Annotated in this window: 15 protein-coding genes; 6 read left to right on the top strand and 9 right to left on the bottom strand. The window is 71.0% G+C overall.

The genetic code is table 11. The features are described 5' to 3' along the window. Nucleotides 1-2: 2 nt before the first annotated feature. The gene (locus tag KLK06_RS34690) at nucleotides 3-449 is read right to left on the bottom strand and encodes a GNAT family N-acetyltransferase (protein WP_214639803.1); all 447 of its coding nucleotides are present in this window, start codon (nucleotides 447-449) and stop codon (nucleotides 3-5) included. 98 nt (nucleotides 450-547) lie between these two features. Further along, nucleotides 548-985 carry a nuclear transport factor 2 family protein gene (locus KLK06_RS34695; RefSeq protein WP_214639804.1) on the bottom strand — a complete coding sequence of 146 codons (438 nt, stop codon included), beginning with the start codon at nucleotides 983-985 and terminating at the stop codon, nucleotides 548-550. Between the two features lie 87 nt (nucleotides 986-1072). Between KLK06_RS34695 and KLK06_RS34700 the strand changes: the two genes are divergently transcribed. Continuing rightward, nucleotides 1073-1669 carry a TetR/AcrR family transcriptional regulator gene (locus tag KLK06_RS34700; protein WP_214639805.1) on the top strand — a complete coding sequence of 199 codons (597 nt, stop codon included), beginning with the start codon at nucleotides 1073-1075 and terminating at the stop codon, nucleotides 1667-1669. On the opposite strand, the gene KLK06_RS34705 is transcribed toward KLK06_RS34700, so the two are convergent. Then, the gene (locus KLK06_RS34705; protein ID WP_214639806.1) at nucleotides 1643-2305 is read right to left on the bottom strand and encodes a class I SAM-dependent methyltransferase; all 663 of its coding nucleotides are present in this window, start codon (nucleotides 2303-2305) and stop codon (nucleotides 1643-1645) included. The genes KLK06_RS34700 and KLK06_RS34705 overlap by 27 nt on opposite strands. 207 nt (nucleotides 2306-2512) lie before the next feature. Between KLK06_RS34705 and KLK06_RS34710 the strand changes: the two genes are divergently transcribed. Further along, nucleotides 2513-5812, top strand: a complete 3300-nt coding sequence (locus KLK06_RS34710) for an ATP-dependent helicase (protein ID WP_374197170.1) — start codon at nucleotides 2513-2515, stop codon at nucleotides 5810-5812. After that, nucleotides 5806-9063, top strand: coding sequence for an ATP-dependent DNA helicase (locus tag KLK06_RS34715; protein ID WP_214639807.1), 3258 nt, complete (start codon nucleotides 5806-5808; stop codon nucleotides 9061-9063). Before KLK06_RS34710 ends, KLK06_RS34715 begins: the two co-directional genes overlap by 7 nt. Here KLK06_RS34715 and KLK06_RS34720 read toward each other — a convergent pair. Genes KLK06_RS34720 through KLK06_RS34735 form a run of 4 tightly spaced genes read right to left on the bottom strand, consistent with a single transcriptional unit; the run spans nucleotide 9060 to nucleotide 14307 of the window. After that, complete coding sequence (locus KLK06_RS34720; RefSeq protein ID WP_214639808.1) at nucleotides 9060-10133, bottom strand: type III PLP-dependent enzyme; 1074 nt, start codon at nucleotides 10131-10133, stop codon at nucleotides 9060-9062. The two genes, KLK06_RS34715 and KLK06_RS34720, sit on opposite strands and share 4 nt — an antisense overlap. Beyond that, the gene (locus KLK06_RS34725) at nucleotides 10130-11695 is read right to left on the bottom strand and encodes an IucA/IucC family siderophore biosynthesis protein (RefSeq protein WP_214639809.1); all 1566 of its coding nucleotides are present in this window, start codon (nucleotides 11693-11695) and stop codon (nucleotides 10130-10132) included. The genes KLK06_RS34720 and KLK06_RS34725 overlap by 4 nt, the downstream gene beginning before the upstream one ends. After that, nucleotides 11696-13174 (bottom strand): IucA/IucC family protein, encoded by a 1479-nt coding sequence (locus KLK06_RS34730; protein WP_214639810.1) that lies wholly within the window; start codon nucleotides 13172-13174, stop codon nucleotides 11696-11698. It abuts the gene before it with no gap. Further along, nucleotides 13171-14307 carry a siderophore biosynthesis protein gene (locus KLK06_RS34735; protein ID WP_214639811.1) on the bottom strand — a complete coding sequence of 379 codons (1137 nt, stop codon included), beginning with the start codon at nucleotides 14305-14307 and terminating at the stop codon, nucleotides 13171-13173. The genes KLK06_RS34730 and KLK06_RS34735 overlap by 4 nt, the downstream gene beginning before the upstream one ends. 136 nt (nucleotides 14308-14443) lie before the next feature. Between KLK06_RS34735 and nudC the strand changes: the two genes are divergently transcribed. Both nudC and KLK06_RS34745 read left to right on the top strand, forming a co-directional pair. Further along, the gene (gene nudC, locus KLK06_RS34740; protein ID WP_308168583.1) at nucleotides 14444-15418 is read left to right on the top strand and encodes an NAD(+) diphosphatase; all 975 of its coding nucleotides are present in this window, start codon (nucleotides 14444-14446) and stop codon (nucleotides 15416-15418) included. A 62-nt stretch (nucleotides 15419-15480) separates the two neighbouring features. After that, nucleotides 15481-15780, top strand: a complete 300-nt coding sequence (locus KLK06_RS34745) for a hypothetical protein (protein ID WP_214639813.1) — start codon at nucleotides 15481-15483, stop codon at nucleotides 15778-15780. A 99-nt stretch (nucleotides 15781-15879) separates the two neighbouring features. Here KLK06_RS34745 and KLK06_RS34750 read toward each other — a convergent pair whose 3' ends face one another. Further along, nucleotides 15880-16128, bottom strand: coding sequence for a glutaredoxin domain-containing protein (locus KLK06_RS34750; protein WP_214639814.1), 249 nt, complete (start codon nucleotides 16126-16128; stop codon nucleotides 15880-15882). Nucleotides 16129-16192: 64 nt separating this feature from the next. Further along, nucleotides 16193-16999, bottom strand: coding sequence for an alpha/beta hydrolase (locus KLK06_RS34755; protein WP_308168584.1), 807 nt, complete (start codon nucleotides 16997-16999; stop codon nucleotides 16193-16195). Between the two features lie 249 nt (nucleotides 17000-17248). Here KLK06_RS34755 and KLK06_RS34760 point away from each other — a divergent pair, with 249 nt between their 5' ends. Further along, on the top strand, nucleotides 17249-19297 hold the full coding sequence (locus tag KLK06_RS34760; RefSeq protein ID WP_214639897.1) for an ATP-dependent DNA helicase UvrD2: 2049 nt from the start codon (nucleotides 17249-17251) through the stop codon (nucleotides 19295-19297). Nucleotides 19298-19445: the final 148 nt, after the last annotated feature.

Consider the following 19445-nt stretch of genomic DNA (forward strand, 5'->3'; position numbering starts at 1 on the left):
TCTTATCGCGGCAGGTCGATCTGGTACTTGATGAAGCCACGGTTCTCGGCCACCTTGTCGTACAGGTGCCGTGCGGTGGTGTTCGACTCGTGGGTGTTCCAGTACACGCGGCCGCACCCACAGTCCTTGGCCCAGTCGGCCACGGCCGCGATCAACGCGCGCGCCACGCCCTTGCCCCGTACGTCCTCAGCGGTGAACAGGTCCTGCAGGTAACAGACGTCGGTATCAGGCGCCGACGTGCTGGGGTGGGGGAAGAAATGCGTGATGCCCACGAGCCGTCCATCCAGCGTCGCTCCGAGGGCGTGTAGGCGCGTGTCCGCCTGGAACTCCTGCCAGGCCCTCTCGTACATCTCGTCCGGCTCGACGCGCTGGTAGAAGTCGATGTAGGCCCGGAACAGGCCCTCCCAGGCGATCCGGTCGGACGGGAGGAGCTTGCGGATGATGATCATGTTGCTCCCCCTGGGATGACCGGTCGCGGCACGCCACAGGTTAGGGGCAAGTGGTCTGCTGTGTTACGGCCACTCTTGGGGGAAAGCCAAGGGCCACTTCACACCGTCGTCAGTTCGGCGAGCAGGTCCTTGACCCCGTCGAAGGCGATCGCGCCGTCGAGAGGGTTGGAGTAGCTGCGGCACCAGGCGATCAGCCCGTCACGGACGCGGGCGACCATGATGATGGAGAAGGCGAACCGCTTTCCGGTGGACAGGACGGTGCCGTGGAGCTGGTACTCGGCGATGACGACCTCCGGATCGGCCGTCTCGTGGATGTGGACGCCCTCCACGGAGTCGAACCTCTGGATCTGGGCGCCCTCCCTGAGGTGGTGCCGGAAGGGCTCGCGGCCGACCTCGGGGTGCGGAACACCCGGCGGCAGGAACGGCAGCTCGAAGACGGCGTCCTCGGTGAACAGATCGGCCGTCTCCGGCACCGGGCCCTTGGCGTAAAGGGCGAGAAGACGCTCGATGACCTCGCAGGGTGCGGCAGTCGACATGGCATACTCCTTCGGAGAGAATAAGCGGGGCGTCCGCACCGGTTAATATACGGGGCGCCCGCCCCGTTTGTCTACGAAGAGGTTGGGATGGGTGACGTGAGCGGCGAGCGGCCACTGCGGGCTGATGCACGGCGGAACAGGGAACGGGTCCTCGAGGCGGCCCGAGCGGCCTTCAGTGCCGAGGGCAGCGGTGTGTCGCTGGACGAGATCGCCCGCCGGGCGGGGGTGGGTCCGGGCACGGTCCACCGCCATTTCCCGACCAAGGAGGTGCTCTTCGAGGCCGTCGTCGTCGACCATCTCCGGCAACTGGCCGACGAGGCCGAGGCCGCGCTACAGGCCGAGGACATCGGCGCGGTCTTCTTCACTTTCCTGCTGCGGATGATCCGCGAGGCGGGCGTCAAGAAGGACCTCACGGACGTGCTCTCCGGCGCCGGGGTCAAGCTGAGCGACACCACCCGGAAGGTGGCCGCCGACCTGCGGGAGACCTTCGCGAAACTGCTCGCCCGCGCTCAGCGGGCCGACGCCGTACGGACCGACGTGGACGCCGGGGAGGTGCAGGCGATCGTCCTGGCCGCACTCACCGCTGAACAGGCCGGCGTCGCGCACCCCGGTCGCATGGCAGCCCTCGTATGTGACTGCCTGCGTCCCCGGTCGGGGTCACTTGTTCAATTCGATGTCCAGTGAGAGGGGTGTCTCCTGGATGTCGAACGTTCTGAAGTCCGTGTGGGAGATGAGGGCCGCGAACTGCCTCTTGTCGTACGCCTGCCTGGGCAGGACCGACCGCAGGATGTAGCGGGTGATCGCCCGGTTCATCGGGCCGAGGCGCATGTGGGCGACGTCCGCGTCGACTGCCTCCTTGGAGACGTCGCGGCGCAGGTCGTTGATGTAGGCGCGGCCGCCGGGGCGGAGTACGCGGTGCATCTCGCGTAAGGCGCCGACGGGGTCGGAGAAGTTCTTGAAGGCGGCGCAGCAGACGATGAAGTCGAAGCTCGCGTCTTCGAACGGCATGGCCGAGACGTTTCCGTGGTGGAAGTCGATCTGGACGCCCGCCTCCGCGGCTTTCTGCCGGGCGATCTGGACGAAGGACGCGCTGACGTCGAGGCCGGTGACCGTGTAGTCGCCGGTTCTGGCCAGTTCGATGGCGAGGTAGCCGGGGCCGGGGGCCACCTCCAGGACGTCGGCGCCTGCCGGGACGCGTGCCACCACGGCTCGGGTCTGTTCGGCGAACCTCGACAGGTTCTTGCCGGTGTTGTTCGCGTACCAGCGGGCGACCGTTCCTTCCATGCCGATGCCCTTGTAGCCCTTGTCGGTTCGAGTCATGACCTCTCCAGGGTGCTGGGATGTTAGTGCGCTACAAGTCACGATATATCGCATTAGCCGTCAGTCAAGATATGTCGCGAGATTGGCGCCGAGGCTGCGGCGTGTCGGCGAGTGCCGCGACTTTTCCGCCGGTAGCGTTGGCCGATCGCGTGGTAGAGAGGTCAACTCGGCACGATCTACCCCTGTGGTCTGGTGGAATCTAGTGTTGTGAGTGCTCAGACCTGGCGGTTGGTGCGGCGTGGGCGCGGGGGACCCGTGGCGGCCCCTGTGCTCGATGAGCACCAGCGTGCCGTGGTTCAGCACCGAGGCGGACCGCTGCTCGTCCTGGCCGGTCCCGGCACCGGGAAGACCACCACGATCGTCGAGAGCGTGGTCGACCGGATCGAGCGACGCGGGATGGATCCCGAACGCGTACTCATCCTGACATACAGCCGCAAGGCGGCCGGTGAGCTGCGTGAACGGGTCACCGGGCGGCTGCGCCGCACGACCAGGACTCCGCTGGCACTCACCTTCCACAGTTACGCCTACGCGCTGCTGCGGCGGGAGGCGGTGCTGGCCGGTGAGGCGCCGCCGCGGCTGCTCACCGGGCCCGAGCAGCTCCTGGAGATCCGGCGGCTGCTGCACGGCGAGCTGGAGGACGGCGCCCGGGAGTGGCCGGTCGCGTTGCGCGAGCCGCTCAAGACGCGCGGGTTCGCCGAGGAACTCCGCGACTTTCTGTCACGCGCGGGCGAGCGCGGGCTGAGCGGCGAACGGCTGCAGGAGCTCGGCAGGCAGTACGGCAAGGCGGACTGGGTGGCGGTCGGCCGGTTCCTGGAGCGGTACGAGGTGCGGTTCGACCTCGATCCCGAGCCGGCGCTCGACTACGCCGAGTTGATCAGGGCGGCGGCGGGCGTGCTCGCCGATCCGGAGGTGCGCCGGCGGGAACGGGCGGCGCACGATGTGGTCTTCGTGGACGAATACCAGGACACCGATCCCGCGCAGGAGTTCCTGCTGCGGCAACTGGCTGGTGACGGGCGCGACCTGATCGCGGTCGGTGACCCGGACCAGTCGATCTACGGGTTCCGGGGGGCCGATGTGCGGGGGATCCTGGGGTTCCCGCAGCGGTTCCCGACCCGTGACGGGCGGGACGCGCCGGTGGTGGCCCTGCGGGTGTGCCGCCGGAGCGGAGCCGATCTCCTGACGGCGTCCAGACGGGTGGCCGACCGGCTACCCGCGGCCCCGACCCCCGACGCCGTCACGGCCGAGGTGCCGACATCCGAGAAGTCGGCGTCCGATGCCGTCCGGGTTGGGGAGCGGCGCTCGCGCGGGCATCGGGAGTTGCTGTCGCTGCCCGAGATGGAGGCCGGCGAGGTACGGGTGCTGCTGGCCGACAGCACCAGCCAGGAGGCGGCCGTCGTCGCCGACACGCTGCGCCGGGCCCACCTGATCGACGGAGTGCCGTGGCATCGGATGGCGGTGCTCGTCCGGTCGGCGGCCCGTCAGGTGCCGTTGCTGCGGCGCGCCCTGGTCAGCGCGGGCGTGCCGACGATGGTGGCCGGTGACGAGGTGCCGATCGCGCAGGAGCCCGGGGTACGCCCGCTGCTGACGATGCTCAGGATCGCCATCGACGCGGCCGAACTCGACGAGGGAGTGGCCGAGGAACTGCTGACCGGCCCCCTCGGCGGCACCGACATGATCGGCGTACGACGCCTGCGGCGCGCCCTGAAGATCGCCGAGAACGAGGCGATGGCCGCACTGGGAGACGAGACGACGGCCGCGGACACGGAGGCGACGGACGACGCCGCACCGCCGCCGTACCCTTCCCTCCAAGCGCGCACGTCCGGAGAGCTGCTGGTCGCGGCCGTGAAGGACCCGCGGGAGCTGACCCGGATAGAGCCCCACATAGCCGTCCCCGCCGAACGCGTCGCCAAGCTGCTCGCCGTGGCCCGCCAGGCCGTACGCGACCAGAGCGGCGCCGAGGAGGTCCTGTGGGCCGTCTGGCACGAGAGCGGCCTGGCCGAGAAGTGGACCGAGCTGAGCCTGTCGGGCGGGGCCAGAGGAGCGCAGGCCGACCGGGACCTCGACGCCGTGGTCGCCCTGTTCGACCATGCCGCCAGGTTCGTGGACCGGATGCCCAAGGCGGGGCCCGAGGTGTTCCTGGACGATCTGGCCGCGCAGGAGATCCCCGGTGACACGCTGGCCGAGCGGGCGCCCGACGGCGACGCCGTCCGGGTGCTGACCGCCCACCGGTCCAAGGGCCTGGAGTGGGACGTGGTGGTGGTCGCGGGCGTGCAGGAGGGCGTGTGGCCCGATCTGCGGCTGCGCGGCTCGATGCTGGGCGTGGAGGACCTCGTCGAGCTGGTCGAGGGCGGGCAGCCGAACGCCGCGTCGCTGGCCTCCAAGCTGCTGGCCGAGGAGCGGCGGCTGTTCTATGTGGCGGCCACCCGCGCCCGTCGCCGGCTGGTCGTCACGGCCGTCGGCGGGGAGGACACCGACGAGCGGCCGTCCAGGTTCCTCAGCGAGCTCATGCCGGGCGCCGTCGAGGCCGCCACGGTGGACGACAGGGCGCGGTGGCTGAACATGTCCGCGCTCGTGGCGGACCTCCGCAGCGCAGTGACCGATCCCACTAAATCGGCAAAAATCCGGAGCAAGGCCGCCCACCACCTCGCCCGCCTGGCCGCGGCCGGAGTCCAGGGCGCTCATCCCAACGACTGGTACGCCCTCACCCCCATGACCGACGACCGCCCCTTGAGCTGGCCCGACGACATCGTCAGGATCTCGCCGTCAGCGGTCGAGAGCTTCACCAAGTGCGGCCTGAGATGGCTGCTGGAGACGGCCGTCGGCGCGGCGGGCACCAGTTCGGCCCAGGGCCTCGGCACCGTCATCCACGCGCTGGCCGTGCTCGCCGCCACCGACCTGCCCAGCGAGGACCTGCTCGGCAAGCGCCTGGACGAGATCTGGAACGAGCTCGACTTCGGCGGCGTCTGGTTCAACCGCAAGCAGCGCCAGGTGGCCGAACAGATGATCACCAAGTTCTGGCGCTGGCACCAGGAGAACCCACGCGAGCTCGTTGCGCTCGAAGACGCGTTCACCGCCACGGTCTCCGACGGCGTGCAGATCAAGGGCCGGGTGGACCGCGTCGAACGTGACTCGGAGAACCGCGCGGTGATCATCGACCTCAAGACCGGCAGCGCGAAGCCCAAGGCGGGCGAGCTCGACCGCCACCCGCAGCTCGGCGTCTACCAGCTCGCCGCGCTGCTCGGCGCGTTCGCCAGGCACGGCATGACGGAGCCGGGAGGCGCCGCGCTGGTCCAGGTCGGCAAGGCGGCGGGCAAGCACGACGCGCTGGAGCAGGCGCAGGGCGCGCTGGCCGACGACAAGAACCCCGGCTGGGCCAAGGACCTGGTCGACACCGTGGCGATCGGCATGTCGGGCCCGTTCTTCCAGGCCAAGGTGAACGACGGCTGCCGCACCTGCGCGGCCAGATCCAGTTGCCCCGTCAACGACAACGGGGGACAGGTGTGCTGAACCCGGTCGAGCTGGCCGAGAAGCTCGGCATCCTGCCACCCACCCCCGAACAGTCCCGCGTCATAGAGGCCCCGCTCGAACCCATGGTCGTCATGGCCGGAGCGGGCTCGGGCAAGAGCGAGACCATGGCCGGCCGGGTGGTCTGGCTGGTGGCCAACGGCCTGGTCAGGCCCGAGAACGTGCTCGGCCTGACGTTCACCCGCAAGGCCGCCGCCGAGCTGGCCACCCGGGTCCGCGAACGGCTCAACGGCCTGGCCGAGGCGGGCCTGGTCGAACCCGGACTGCTCGACAACGAGCCGACCGTCTCCACCTACCACGCCTACGCCGCGCGCCTGGTCACCGACCACGCCCTGCGCGAGGCCCTCGAACCCACTATGCGCCTGGTCACGCCCGCCGTCTCGTGGCAGCTCGCGTCCAGGGTGGTGGCGATGTACGACGGGCCGATGGACAAGATCGAGCTCGGCCCGCCGTCGGTCACGGCCGCCGTCCTGGAGCTCGCGGGCGAGCTGTCCGAGCACCTGCGCACCGCCTCCGACGTGCGGCGGGTGGGCGAGTGGCTCGATGAGAGATACGCCGGCCTGAGCGGCCGGACGACGCTGGCCCAGCGCAAGCCGATCACCGTCCAGGCCGCCAGGAGGCAGCTCCTGCCCCTGGTCGAGGCGTACGAGCGGCTCAAGCGCGCCCGTGAGGTCATCGACTACGGCGACCAGATGTCGTTGGCCGCCAGGATCGCCGCCCGCCACAAGGAGGTCGGCGAGATCGAGCGGTCCCGCTTCTCGGTGGTGCTGCTCGACGAGTACCAGGACACCAGCCACGCCCAGCTCGTGCTGCTCAGATCCCTGTACGCGGGCGGCCACCCGGTCACCGCCGTGGGCGATCCCTGCCAGTCCATCTACGGCTGGCGCGGCGCGTCGGCGGGCAACCTGCGACGGTTCGCCCAGGACTTCCGGACCGGCTCCGGCGACCTGGCCCCGGTACGGCAGCTCAGCGTCAGCTTCCGCAACGGCGACCGCGTCCTCGACGTCGCCGCCCGCGTCCAGTTGCCCCTCCGCATGGAGGCTCGCGAGGTGCCGGTCCTCGTCCCCGGCGCCAACCGCGTCGACCGGGGGCGCGTCACCTGCGCCTTCCACGAGACAGCGGAGGACGAGGCGAAGTGGATCGCCGACGGCATCCACAAGATCCTCGGCCAGGAGGTCGCACCCGACGGCCTGCCCTGGGGCGAGAAGGAACGCAAGAAGACGCTCGCCGTACAACCCCAGGATGTGGCGATTCTCGCGCGTAAGCGGTCGCAGTTCCCCGCGCTGCGCAGAGCGCTCGAAGAACGCGACATCCCGGTCGAAGTGGTCGGGCTCGGCGGGCTGCTGACCGTGCCCGAGGTCAACGACATCGTCGCCACGCTCCGGGTCCTCTACGATCCGACCGCCGGTGACGCCCTGGCCAGGCTGCTGGCCGGGCCGCGCTGGCGGATCGGGCCCGCCGACCTGCGGGTGCTCGGCGAGTACGCCAGGGAGCTGAACCGCGAGGCCCGCGAGTCGCGCCGCGAGCGGGACCCGCTCGAGCAGGTGGTCGCCGACCTGGCGGAGGAGCGCGGCAGCCTGGTCGACGCGCTCGACGAGCTGCCCGACCGGGAGGCGTGGCTGGAGTCGTTCTCGCCGCTGGCCAGGACCAGGCTTGTCGCGCTGGCGTACGAGCTGCGGCAGCTCAGAGCGCACACCGCCCAGCCGCTCCCCGACCTGATCACCGAGGTCGAACGGCGGCTGGGCCTCGACATCGAGGTGGCGGCCCGGGGCGGCACGGTCAGCGCCTTCGCCGCCAGGGCCGACCTCGACGCGTTCCAGGACGCGGCCTCCCGGTTCGCCGGCGACGCGGAGGATCCGACGCTCGGCGCGTTCCTGGCCTACCTGCAGGCGGCCGAGAGCGAGGAGTTCGGGCTGGAGGCCGGGCGGGTCGGCGAGAGCAACAGTGTCAAACTGATGACCGTGCACGCCTCCAAGGGCCTGGAGTGGCCGATCGTGGTCGTCCCCGGACTGTCGCAACTGGTCAGCTCGAAGGGGACGATCGCGACCGGCAGCATGTTCCCCGCGACGCCGGTCATGAACAGCCGCTGGACCGACAACCCGCGCAAACTCCCCTACCCGCTCCGCGGCGACGTCGCCGACCTGCCGCGCCTGACCGGGCTCACCAAGGAGGAGCTGGCCGCGTTCGACGAGAGCTGCCGCGACCGCGACCTGATGGAGGAGCGGCGGCTGGCCTATGTGGCCGTCACCCGGGCCCACTACCACCTGATCGCCTCCGGCTACCGCTGGGGGACCGCCTCCAAGCCGCTGGAGCCGTCGGACTTCCTGCTGGAGATCCGCGACACCAGCGACCGGGTCGCGTTCTGGGCGCCGGAGCTCGCGGCCGGGGTGACCAACCCGCTGCTTGCCGAGCCCGCCGAGGCCGTGTGGCCGGTCACGCCGGAGGGCCTGCGCTACGAGTCGGTGCTGGACGGCGCGCGGCTGGTCGAGGACGCGCTGGCAGGCACGCTCGCTCCGGCCGAAGACGAGACGCTGCGCGCCTTCGAGGAGGAACGCGTCCGCGCCTGGGAACGCGACACCGACCTGCTGCTCCGCGAACGCGAGCTGCACCGCAGACGCGCCTCCACCACCGTCGAGCTGCCCTCGAAGCTGACCGTGTCGTCGCTGGTCACGCTGGCGGCCGACGCGCGCGAGCTGGCCCGCAGGATCCGCCGTCCCGTCCCGGTCAAGCCCGCGCCGCTGGCCCGCCGCGGCACGTCGTTCCACAAGTGGCTGGAGACGCGCTGGGACCAGCAGCGCCTGCTCGACGACTTCGACCTCGACCTGGTGGACGAGCTGGAAGAGGCCGATGTGCGGCTGGCGGAGCTGCAGGAACGCTTCGAGGAGAGCGAATGGGCCGGACGCCGGCCGTTCGACCTGGAAGTGCCGTTCGAGACCATGATCGCCGACCGGCTGGTGCGCGGCCGGATGGACGCCGTCTTCGAGCTGCCCGACGGGCGCTACGAGGTCGTCGACTGGAAGACCGGCGCGCCGCCGAGCGGCAAGGCCGCCCGCGCCGCCTCGGTGCAGCTCGCCGCCTACCGGCTGGCCTGGTCCCATCTGGCGGCGGTGCCGCTGGAGCGGGTGGGAGCGGCCTTCCACTATGTCCGGGCGAACCAGACCGTACGCCCGGTGGACCTGCTCGACGCCGACGGCCTGGTCGCCCTCATCGAGGCGGTCCCCGTCTCCTCCTAGTCCCGCAGGTAGTGGAAGCCCGGCTTGGGGTGCATGAGGAAGTCGTGGTGGGAGATGTTCCAGGCATAGGCCCCGGCCATCTCGAACACCACCGTGTCCCCCACCCGCACCGAAGTCCTGATTTTTCGGGCGAAAACGTCTTTCGGGGTGCACAGTTGGCCGACCACGGTCACCGGCTCGTCCGTCAGGGCGGGGCCGTCGCCGGTGGGCAGCACGGTGAAGGGCTGGTCGTGGCTCTTGGTGACAGGAGTGCGCAGGTGATGCGTGCCGCCCAGCACGATCGCGTACGCCTCGCCGCGTACCCGCTTCACGTCCACGACCTTCGTGACGTAGTAGCCGCAGTACGCGGTCAGCGCCCGGCCCGGCTCGACCCGTACCCGCTGCCCGGCCCGGCGCAGCGCCGCCAGACCGGCGCCGTAGGCCCGCCAGTCGAACCGGGACTCCGGCGCGGCGTAGGAGACGGCCATGCCGCCGCCCAGGTTGACCTCGTCGTGCTCGGTGTCCAGCAGCGTCCCGGCCAGCCGCAGCAGTTGCGGCGCGTCCAGGCCACTGGCCAGGTGGCTGTGCAGGCCGCGCAGTCGTACGCGGTCGGTGAAGAGCGGGAGGCACTCGCGTACGCCCGCCTCGTCCATGCCGAACGGCCCGCTCATCGTCAGCGCCGCGCCCTCGACCGGCAGGTCCGGGTTGAGCCGGAGCAGGACGTCGGCCTCGCGGCCGGCGGCGAGCAGCCGGCGCAGCTCGTTGGGCGACTCGACGTGCAGGCGGTGGCAGGGCAGGCGCAGCTCGGCGTCGGTCTTGCCGGGGCCGCCGAGGGCCAGCGGCTTGCCGGGTAAGAGGGCCGACACGTGGGCGTGCTCGCCCCCGGACGACACCTCGAAGCCGTCCACGTGCCCGGCCAGCGTCTGGAGCAGCTCGGCGGCCGGATTGGCCTTGACGGCGTAGTACAGCTCGACGCCGGGCAGCGCCTGACGTACCCCTGAGGCGTGCTCGTGCAGCGCGGGCAGGTCGTAGACGTAGGCGGGCACGTCACCGAGCCGCAGGGCGGCTTCGCGGATTCTCGGCGTGATCACGCGAGCGGGTTCGCGATCGGGACGTATCCGGCGGTCCGGTCGGCGGCCCTGGCCCAGCGGACCGTCAGGTTCGCCTTGGCCGGGAGCGGCGCGCCGGCCAGCAGATCGGACAGCGGGAGCGGCCAGCCGAGCGCCCCGGCGTGACGGGAGAGCACGTCCCGGGCGATCCGCCACAGCTCGCGCAGCAGCTCGTCGTCGTCGCCCGCCAGCGTGGCGGCGATCTCGGTGAGGTGGTTGACCAGCAGGCAGTAGACGACGCGGGCCCAGCCGCGCTCCGCGTCGTAGCTCAGGGCCTGCGCCACCTTCGCGGGCACCCCGTCGAGCGCGTGGCGGCCGGAGACGAGCTTGGTGCCTTCCAGGTCGCGGAAGAGCGCTTCCACGGGCAGCCCCGAAGCGTCCAGGCCGACGAGGACGTTCTGCAGGTGCGGTTCGAGGATCACGCCGTGCGTGAAGTACAGCTCCAGCACCGGTGGCGCCACCACCGAGACATAGGCGGTCCACCAGGCGAGCGGATCACCCGCGGGCGCCTCGAGCGCGAGGGCGCCGGACAGGACCGGAGTGACGCCGGGGGAGCACACGGCCCACGGGCTGGCCCGGACGATCACGCCGAGCCCTTCGAGCAGGCGGGTGCCGAGCGCGGCGGAGCGGTAGCCCGGCTCGGGCAGCCAGCGGGTGCCCGGATGCGCGGCCGAGACCGCGTCGAACACCGGCGCCAGGCGCGAGGTCAGCTCCACCGCGCCGGCCAGCTCGTACCAGGCGTTCTTGCGCACGCAGTTGGTGATGCGGACATCGAGGCTGAACTTCAGGCACGACTCCGCCGCGGGCGCGTAGACGGTCCGCACCGACGAGGTGGGCACGACCACCGGGCCGGGACCCAGATCGATCAGCTCGCCGCCGAAGACCGGGCGCAGCAGGTCGAGCTGCCACGGGTGGGCTGGCAGCAGCCGGTAGCCGGCCGGCGCCTCGCCCAGCAGGTCGAGGGCCGACGCGTCGCCTTCCTCCGCGACCACGTCCGCGCGGACGCCGAGCAGCCGGACGGGGAACTCGGCGTGCGCCTCGGGCGCGTACCGCAGCCAATCGGCGCCGCCGCGCGACTTGGGGCTCGGGTGGAACGGATGCCCGTAAACCAGCGCCTGCTCGGACGCCAGCCACGGGTCGGCGGGCGCCATGGCCTCGGGCCGGGCCGCCAGGATCGCGGCGACCGCGTCCCTGCTCGCGGCCACCTGCCCGGCGAACTCCCCATTGGTCTCGGGAGCCGCGTGCCCGGTCAGGTCGGCCTCCGCCAGTCGTACCAGCTCGTCGGTCGCGAGCGGGTGCCAGACGCCGCCGTCCAGACGCTCGGGCGGTCCGGCGAACCGCAGCGCGGCCCCGCCGTGCGTACGGACCCGCAGCAGCGTGCCCCCGACCCGCAGCAGCAGGTACGGCGGCGCGGGCCAGACCAGGCCACGCGGCCCGGCCACCTCCCGCACGCAGCACCGCAGCAGGGCGCCCAGCGTCGCCTCCTCGGCCAGTGACGCCGGCGACGCCGGCGAGACCGGCGAGTCGAGGACCAGACCGTGCATTCAAGCTCTCCTCAGATAGTTGGGCCCGCTGGTGCCGTAGAACTTGTTGATGTCCCGCGCCCCGGAACGTTCCTTGGCCACGAGAGTCCCCGCGGTGATCATCGACTTGCCGGTGAGCCGGGCCGCGTCGAGCGTCCTGGCCCGCAGCAGCCTGGCCATGGGGTCGTCGCCGTACTCGTCGAGCGCCTCGGCCAGCGTGTCGCGCAGCAGCGCGGACGCCTGGGCGGGCGGCAGGGCCCCGAACACGATCGCGGCCGCCGCCAGGTGCAGCGTGATGGTCACGAACACGTCGGCCAGGGCATGCGGATCGTCGGTGAGCATCCGCTCGTCGCGGAACGCGGGCACCTCGATGCCCGCCGCGGCCAGCCTCGCGGGAGACGCCAGCAGCCCGTCGTTGTCCTTGACCAGCAGCTTCATCCGCCCGTCCCGGAACACCAGCGACAGGTTCTGCTGATGGGCCTCCAGCGCGACGCCGTACCGGACGAAGAGCCGGACGTTCCAGCGCAGCAGCAGGCGCAGATAGCCGGGCAGCACGTCGCCCACCTCCTGGAGCACCCCGGGAGCGTTGAGCGCGGCGACGGGCACCATCCGGCCCTCCGGCAGCCTCCGGACCATCCAGGCGAGATACTCGTGCCCGGCGTGCGCGTGGGTCTGCTCGTCGGCGACCAGCACATCGGGATCGGCCAGGCGGCGCAGCAGCAGCTCGGCCAGGGCGCCGTCGTGGAGGGTGCCGGGCTTGATCGACCGTCGGTTCCGCGCCCCCAGCGTGCTGGCGGGCAGCGGCAGCTTGAGGTGGGTGCGGGCGTCGAGCTCCACGGTCCGCATCGACAGCGTGGGCCGTACGGTCAGCCACGGCTCGTCGAACAGCCGTACCCCGTCGACCTTCCGCACCTCGCCGACGGCGAGCGGATGAACCGGGAACAGCGCCTCGTCGGCCGCCACCTCATGGACCGCGTGCGGCGGGCGCACCGCGGAGCCCGGCGCCAGCAGCCGGCGCGGCACCGCCGCCCAGCGCAGCTCGAACGACGGCGCGAACTCGGGCGCGTACGCGGGCAGCGCGGAAGCAGGCACCCCCAGCCGCGCCCGCGAGGTCGGATACACCGGATGGTCGACGAAAGCCGCCAGCGACTCGTAGGACGGCCCCCTGCCGAGTACCTCGGCTCTGTGCGCGTCGTGCAGCTCCAGCGCGGCCAGCGCCTGCGCGCACTCCTCGGCGAACGCCGCCACCCCCTGCGCGTCGGCCGGATCGGCCACCTCGGCCAGCGTGCCGAGCACCTCCGCCAGCCCCAGCCGCTCGCCGGGACCGACCACGAAGTCCTGGAACAGCAGCCCCGGCACCAGCCGCACCCGGCGCCCGCCGGCCAGCTCCAGCTCCACGCCGTCACGGCTCCTGGCCACCCGCGCGGACAGCCCGCCGTAGTCCTCGCGCAGCAGCGCGTCCAGCACCCGCGAGGCCAGGTACGCCTCCCGCGAGCTCATCCCACGACCCACGGCCTGGCCGCCCGGAAGCCCTCGATGGCCGCGTCCACCCGCGCCCGGTCCGGGCCGACGGCCCTGATGACGCCGAGGTAGTCGCGGTTCGTGTGGGTCTGTTCGACGATGTCGCCGATCGCCCGCAGCGGCCGGTGCCACAGCCTGACGCCTTGGGAGACCAGCTCCTCCGCGCCGGGCGCCGACGTGATGGTCCCCGACCGGTCGGCGACCAGGCTGACCGCACTGCCGAACCTGGACGTATCCGGCACGGCAGGCACCGTCTCACCCAGATGCACCCGCAGGATCCACTCGAACACCGGCACCCCCAGCACATCGGCCAGCAGGAAGTCGCAGTGGTCGCCGATCACCCGATAGTTCACCTCGACGATGCGCGGCCCGGCCGGGGTGACGACGTACTCGGTGTGGCACGCGCCGAACCCCACCCCGAGCGCCGCCAACGCGGCCAGAACATGCTCACGAGGCCCGTCCGGCGCCCAGTCCAGCCGTTCCTCGACGAAGTACGGCAACGGCCCGAGCGTCGTCCCGAACCCGCCGAGCACCCGCACCCCGTCGGCGTCCCCGAGCGTCTCCAGCGTGCGCAGCGGCCCCTCGAGGTACTCCTCCACGACCAGCGCCTCGCCGGGCCGCCGCTTCCTGACCGTCGCCACCGCGCCGGCCAGGTCCCGCTCGACCAGCAGCACGTCCTCGCTCGCGACCCCCTCGCGCGGCTTGACGACCAGCGGGTACGGCAGGCCGTCGGGCACGGGGTCGCCGGGAGCCAGCCGTACCGACGAGACCCGTTCGACCCCGGCCTCGGCGAGCCGGCGGCGCATCAGGAACTTGTTCTTGGCCGCCAGGCAGGCCCGCCAGTCCTTGCCGGGCAGCCCGAAGTAGGCCGCCGCCAGCGCGGTCTCCACCTGGAGGTGGTCGGAGTTGGAGAAGATCGCGTCCGGCCGGCCGAGCTGCTCGATCGCGTCGATCACCGCCCGCGGGTCGCGCACGTCGCACGCGAGGGCGCCCGGATGCCGCTCCGGCCGGTCAGTGAGAATCGTCACACTACAGCCCAGCGCCTCGGCGGCGGGCAGGAACCCGTCGGTCACCGAATCGGTCGGTTTGAGCGCGGTCAGGTAGAGCCGCAACGCGAAGGCACCCCCGAGGATCAGGTAAGGCTAACCTAACCAGCCGATCCTAGCCGTTGGGAGATCATCCCGGATACCAGACCCCGCATTCGGTGGCGGTCATAGGATGACATGGGATTTGGGAAGGGTGGGGCCTGTGGAGACGCGAGCGGAAGAGCAACTCATCGGACCGCTGCTCCTCGCACGCGGCACCATCGACAGATCGTCCGCGCTGCGGGCGAACGCCGGTTGGCTGGAGCGCGCTTGGACCGATCCGACGACCAGGGTGCTGGTGATCGACGACGGCCAGACTCTGGTCAAGCGCGCCGGTGACGAGGTGCACGCGGTCCTTTACAGCACGGCCGAGGCGCCACCGGGCGAACGGTATCTGCTGGGGGTCGAGGACGAAGTCGCCTACTTCGCGGTCGCCGCGCCGCTGCCCGGCTCGCGGACCGGCGACACCAACGGCCGCGTCACGATGCCGATGAGCCTGCGCGACGCGGGCGAGGGCGAACTGGTGGTCGCGGGCCTGCGCCAGGTGGGCGGCCTGCTGGGCGACCGCGACGCGGGCCTGCTGGTCTACGCGGTGGCGCTGGAGGCCTGGCACTCGACACACGAGTTCTGCCCGCGCTGCGGCAGCCGTACGGACGTGCAGGCGGGCGGCCACATCCGGGTCTGCCCGCGCGACGCCAGCCAGCACTTCCCGCGCGTCGACCCAGCGGTGATCATGCTCATCCGAGACGAGGACGACCGCTGCCTGCTGGCCCGCGGCCCGCAGTGGCCGGAGGGCCGGCTGTCGATCCTGGCCGGGTTCGTGGAGCCGGGGGAGTCACTGGAGCACGCCGTCATCCGCGAGGTGGCCGAGGAGGTGGGCGTCACCGTCGTCGACCCGCGCTACCTCGGCAGCCAACCATGGCCCTTCCCCCGCAGCCTGATGCTCGGCTTCTTCGCCCGCGCCACCACGACCACCCTCACCCCCGACACCGAAGAGATCGCCGAGGCCCACTGGTTCTCCCGCGAACAACTGGTGGAAGCCCTGCAATCAGGCGAACTCCGCCTCCCCCCACCGGTCTCGATCGCCCGCCGCCTCATCGAGACCTGGTACGGGGGACCGCTGTCCGGAGACTGGTAAGCCACGGTCACTTAGCGTAAATTCGAAGACGCCTTCGGTAGCGAAAGGCTAAGCTCATGCCCATGGAAGAGACTCACATCCAGCAGCTCCTGGACCTCGAACGGCAGAAGCTGGCCATCCAAATCGCCGCCACGGAGGTGTGGATAGACGACAAGGTCAAGGCCTCGGAGGGCCGCATCATCGCAGCGGTCACGGGCGCCATCACCAACGCGGTGGTGGAGCTCAAGGGCGACATCATGGACGTGCGATCCGAGCTCAGGGGGACACGCGCCGAACTCAAGGCCGAGATCCATGATGTCCGGACCGAGCTCAAGGCCGAAATGGTGCGCCTGGAGCACAAGATCGACAACCATCTGAACTAAAGGGGACCTGGGTGAAACTAGCACCCAGGTCCTCGTGGCCATGTTAACCACTTTCTCGGGCTCCAGTCTCTCGCTGGAGCCCGAGCCCGTTAAAAAACCTCAGGCCGCCTGGAGGAGCGCCTTCACTTCGCGGGCCGACGGATTGGTGCGGACAATCCGCCCGGCGGGCGTCTCGATCACCACGGTGGGCACTACTTGGTTGCCGTTGTTGACGCTCATCACGAACTCGGCGGCATCGGGATTCCGCTCGATGTCGATCTCGTCGAAGCTGATCCCTTCGCGGGTGAGCTGCGACTTGAGTCGCTTACAGGGACCGCACCAGGTGGTGCTGTAGACCGTGAGCGCCATGTGGACATCCCTTCGAGGCGAAAACCGGCGATCCGTGCAACAACCTGGAAGGCTCCGGTAATCCCTATCCGATGCGCTCGGCGATCCACTGCTGCACGCGCTCGGCGACGCCCATCTCGCGATAGAGGGGCGCGCTGTGCGCGACACCGGGCGCGGTGAAGATCGTCACCGGCACCCCCACCTGGCCAAGCATCTCCTTGAGCAGCTGACTCTGCGACGGCGGCACGAACTCGTCCGTGGAGTGCACGGTCAGCACCGGCGCGTCGTTGTGGCTGGCGTGCCAGGCCACCTCCATGCTGGCCCAGACGCGCGAACACTTGCCCCTGGGCAGACAGCCGCCGGCGAGCTGGATCGCCGAGTTACGCAATTTGCGCTTGTACGGGTCCGGGGAGTTGGCGCCGTCGGCGTAGGCGCGCAGCGGCGAGATGATCGGCGAGAGCCCGACCACTCCCTTGAGCCCGCGCTGCCCGTCGCCGTACGTGCCGATCGACGCGGCGATGTGCCCGCCCGCCGAGAAGCCCACCACGACGTACTTGTTCGGGTCGAACGACCAGCGCTCGGCGTGCTTGCGCGCCAGGGCGATCGAGGCCAGCGCGTCGATCCGCTGCGCGGGCCACGCCGCCTCGCCAGAGAGCCGGTAGTTGATGTTGAAGACCGTGTAGCCGAGGTCGGCGTAACTCCGGGCGATCTCGGTCATCTGCTTCTTGTCGCCGCTGGACCACCAGCCGCCGTGGATCAGGAAGACGCCGGGGCGCTTGGTGCCGTCCGGGGTCCACCAGATGTCCATGTCCTGGCGGCGGCGCGCGCCGTACGAGATGGTCTCGGTGGATAAACCGCTCAGCCCGTACGGGTCGGGAGATGTGGTCGACACGGGGCCCGGGGTGGGATCCTTCGTCGCCTGCGCCGTCATCGGCGTCAACACGACGGCAGCGAGCGCGCAAACGCTCACGAAAACCGCTGTTCGCACGGCCTGCCCTTTCCCCCATGCAGTTGGTCGGGCCCCATTGTGGGGGAAGATACCCGTTCTTCGCATCTCGGCGACGATTCGGACGACGGGCGGCATGTTGCCAGAATGGAGCCCTTCACCGCCACTGGCTGGGAGGATTGACAGGTGACCAACGTGGACGATGTCCTGTCCGGCCTCGACCCGGAGCAGCGCGAGGTGGCCGAGGCCGTGCGTGGGCCGGTGTGCGTCCTCGCAGGTGCGGGCACGGGTAAGACCCGGGCGATCACCCACCGGATCGCCCACGCCGTGCGCAGCGGGATCGTCGACGCGCCGAGCGTGCTGGCGGTGACGTTCACCACACGGGCGGCGGGGGAGCTCAGGCAGCGGCTGCGGGCGCTGGGGGCGCCGGGGGTGCAGGCGCGTACGTTCCACGCCGCGGCGTTGCGGCAGCTCACCTACTTCTGGCCACGGGTCATCGGCGGCGAGGCCCCGTCGGTGATCGAATCCAAGCTGCCGATCCTGATCGAAGCCTGCCGCCAGATCCGGAAAAATCCGGATCGGTCCGAGTTGCGGGACATCGCGGCGGAGGTCGAGTGGGCCAAGGTCACCCAGGTCGGTCCCGAGGACTACGCCGCGGCCGCCGCCAAGTCCGCAAGGACGCCCCCGGTGCCCGCCGAGGAGGTGTCCCGGCTCTATGAGGCGTACGAGCGGATCAGGCGCGAGAGGCACCTGGTCGACTTCGAGACGATCCTGGAGCTGACGGCCGCGGTGATGACCGAGCACCAGGAGGTCGCCGCGCAGATCCGCCAGCAATACCGCTACTTCGTCGTCGACGAATACCAGGACGTCAACCCGCTGCAGAAGCTCCTGCTCGACACCTGGCTCGGCGGACGCGACGACCTGTGCGTGGTCGGCGACCCCAACCAGACCATCTACTCCTTCACCGGCGCCTCGCCGCGCTACCTCACGGGCTTCGCCGTCGAACACCCCAAGGCCGCCGTCATCAAGCTGGTCCGCGACTACCGTTCCACCCCCCAGGTGGTCAACCTGGCCAACCTGGTCATCGCCAAGGGCCGCTCCGCGCACCGCCTCGACCTCGTCGCCCAGCGGCCCGACGGCCCCCGACCGGTCTTCGCCGACTACGACGACGAGCCCGCCGAGGCCGCCGGCGTCGCCAGAGCGATCAGGAAGCTGCTCGACCAGGGCGTCAAGTCCCGCGAGATCGCCGTGCTGTTCCGCGTCAACTCCCAGTCGGCGGCCTACGAGGAGGCCCTGTCCAAGGCCGAGCTCCCCTACGTCCTGCGCGGCGCCGAGCGCTTCTTCGAACGTCCCGAGGTACGCCACGCGGTCGTGCTGATGCGCGGCGCGGCCAGGTCCGCCTCCGAAGAGCCGCTGGCCACGGAGGTCCACCACATCCTGGCGGGCATCGGCCTGACGCCCACGGTGCCGGGCGGCGGCAAGGCGCGCGAGAAGTGGGAGTCCCTCAAGGCGCTGGCCGACCTCGCCGAGGACATGGCCGCCGATGGCGCCGACCTCGCCGCCTACGTCGCGGAGCTGGAGCGGCGCGCCTCCGAGCAGCACGCCCCGCCCGTCGAAGGGGTGACCCTGGCCTCCCTGCACGCCGCCAAGGGGCTGGAGTGGGACGCGGTCTTCCTCGTGGGGGTCACGGACGGGATGCTGCCCATCGTGTACGCGGAGACGCCGGAGCAGATCGAGGAGGAGCGGCGGCTGCTCTATGTGGGGGTGACGCGGGCGCGCGAGCACCTGTCGATCTCGTGGGCCCTGGCGCGCGCGCCCGGCGGTCGCAAGGGCCGCCGCCCGTCGCGCTTCCTCGACGGCCTCACCGGCCGTCCAGCGCGTGCCGGCGCCGTCTCCGGCACTGTTTCCGGCTCTCCTTCACGGGAGCGTCGCGCGGTCGCCGTTCCGGTCAGTTGCCGGGTCTGCGCCAAGACGCTGGTCACGGCCACGGAACAGAAGCTGGGGCGGTGCGCCACCTGCCCAGCCGATTATGACGAGGGGCTGCTGGAGCGACTCAAGGCGTGGCGCGCCACGACGGCCAAGGAGGCCAAGCTGCCGCCGTACGTGGTGTTCACCGACGTGACACTGCAGGCCATCGCCGAGCGCGCGCCGGTCACCGAACAGGACCTCCTGTCCATTACGGGCATCGGCCGCGTCAAACTCGACCGCTATGGGGATGCCGTCCTCGCACTGTGCCGCTCCTGAAACCCTTCCTCCAGCGCGCCATCGACGCCACACGGGCCTCGTACAACGTCGGTCGGACGGAGATGTCGGCCAGGCGGAGGTGTCGGTCAGACGGAGACGTTGGCCAGGCGGAGACGTCGATCAAGCGGAGATGCCGCCCTACGCCGCG

It is taken from the genome of Nonomuraea sp. NEAU-A123, assembly GCF_018603905.1.
Taxonomy (GTDB): Bacteria; Actinomycetota; Actinomycetes; order Streptosporangiales; family Streptosporangiaceae; genus Nonomuraea.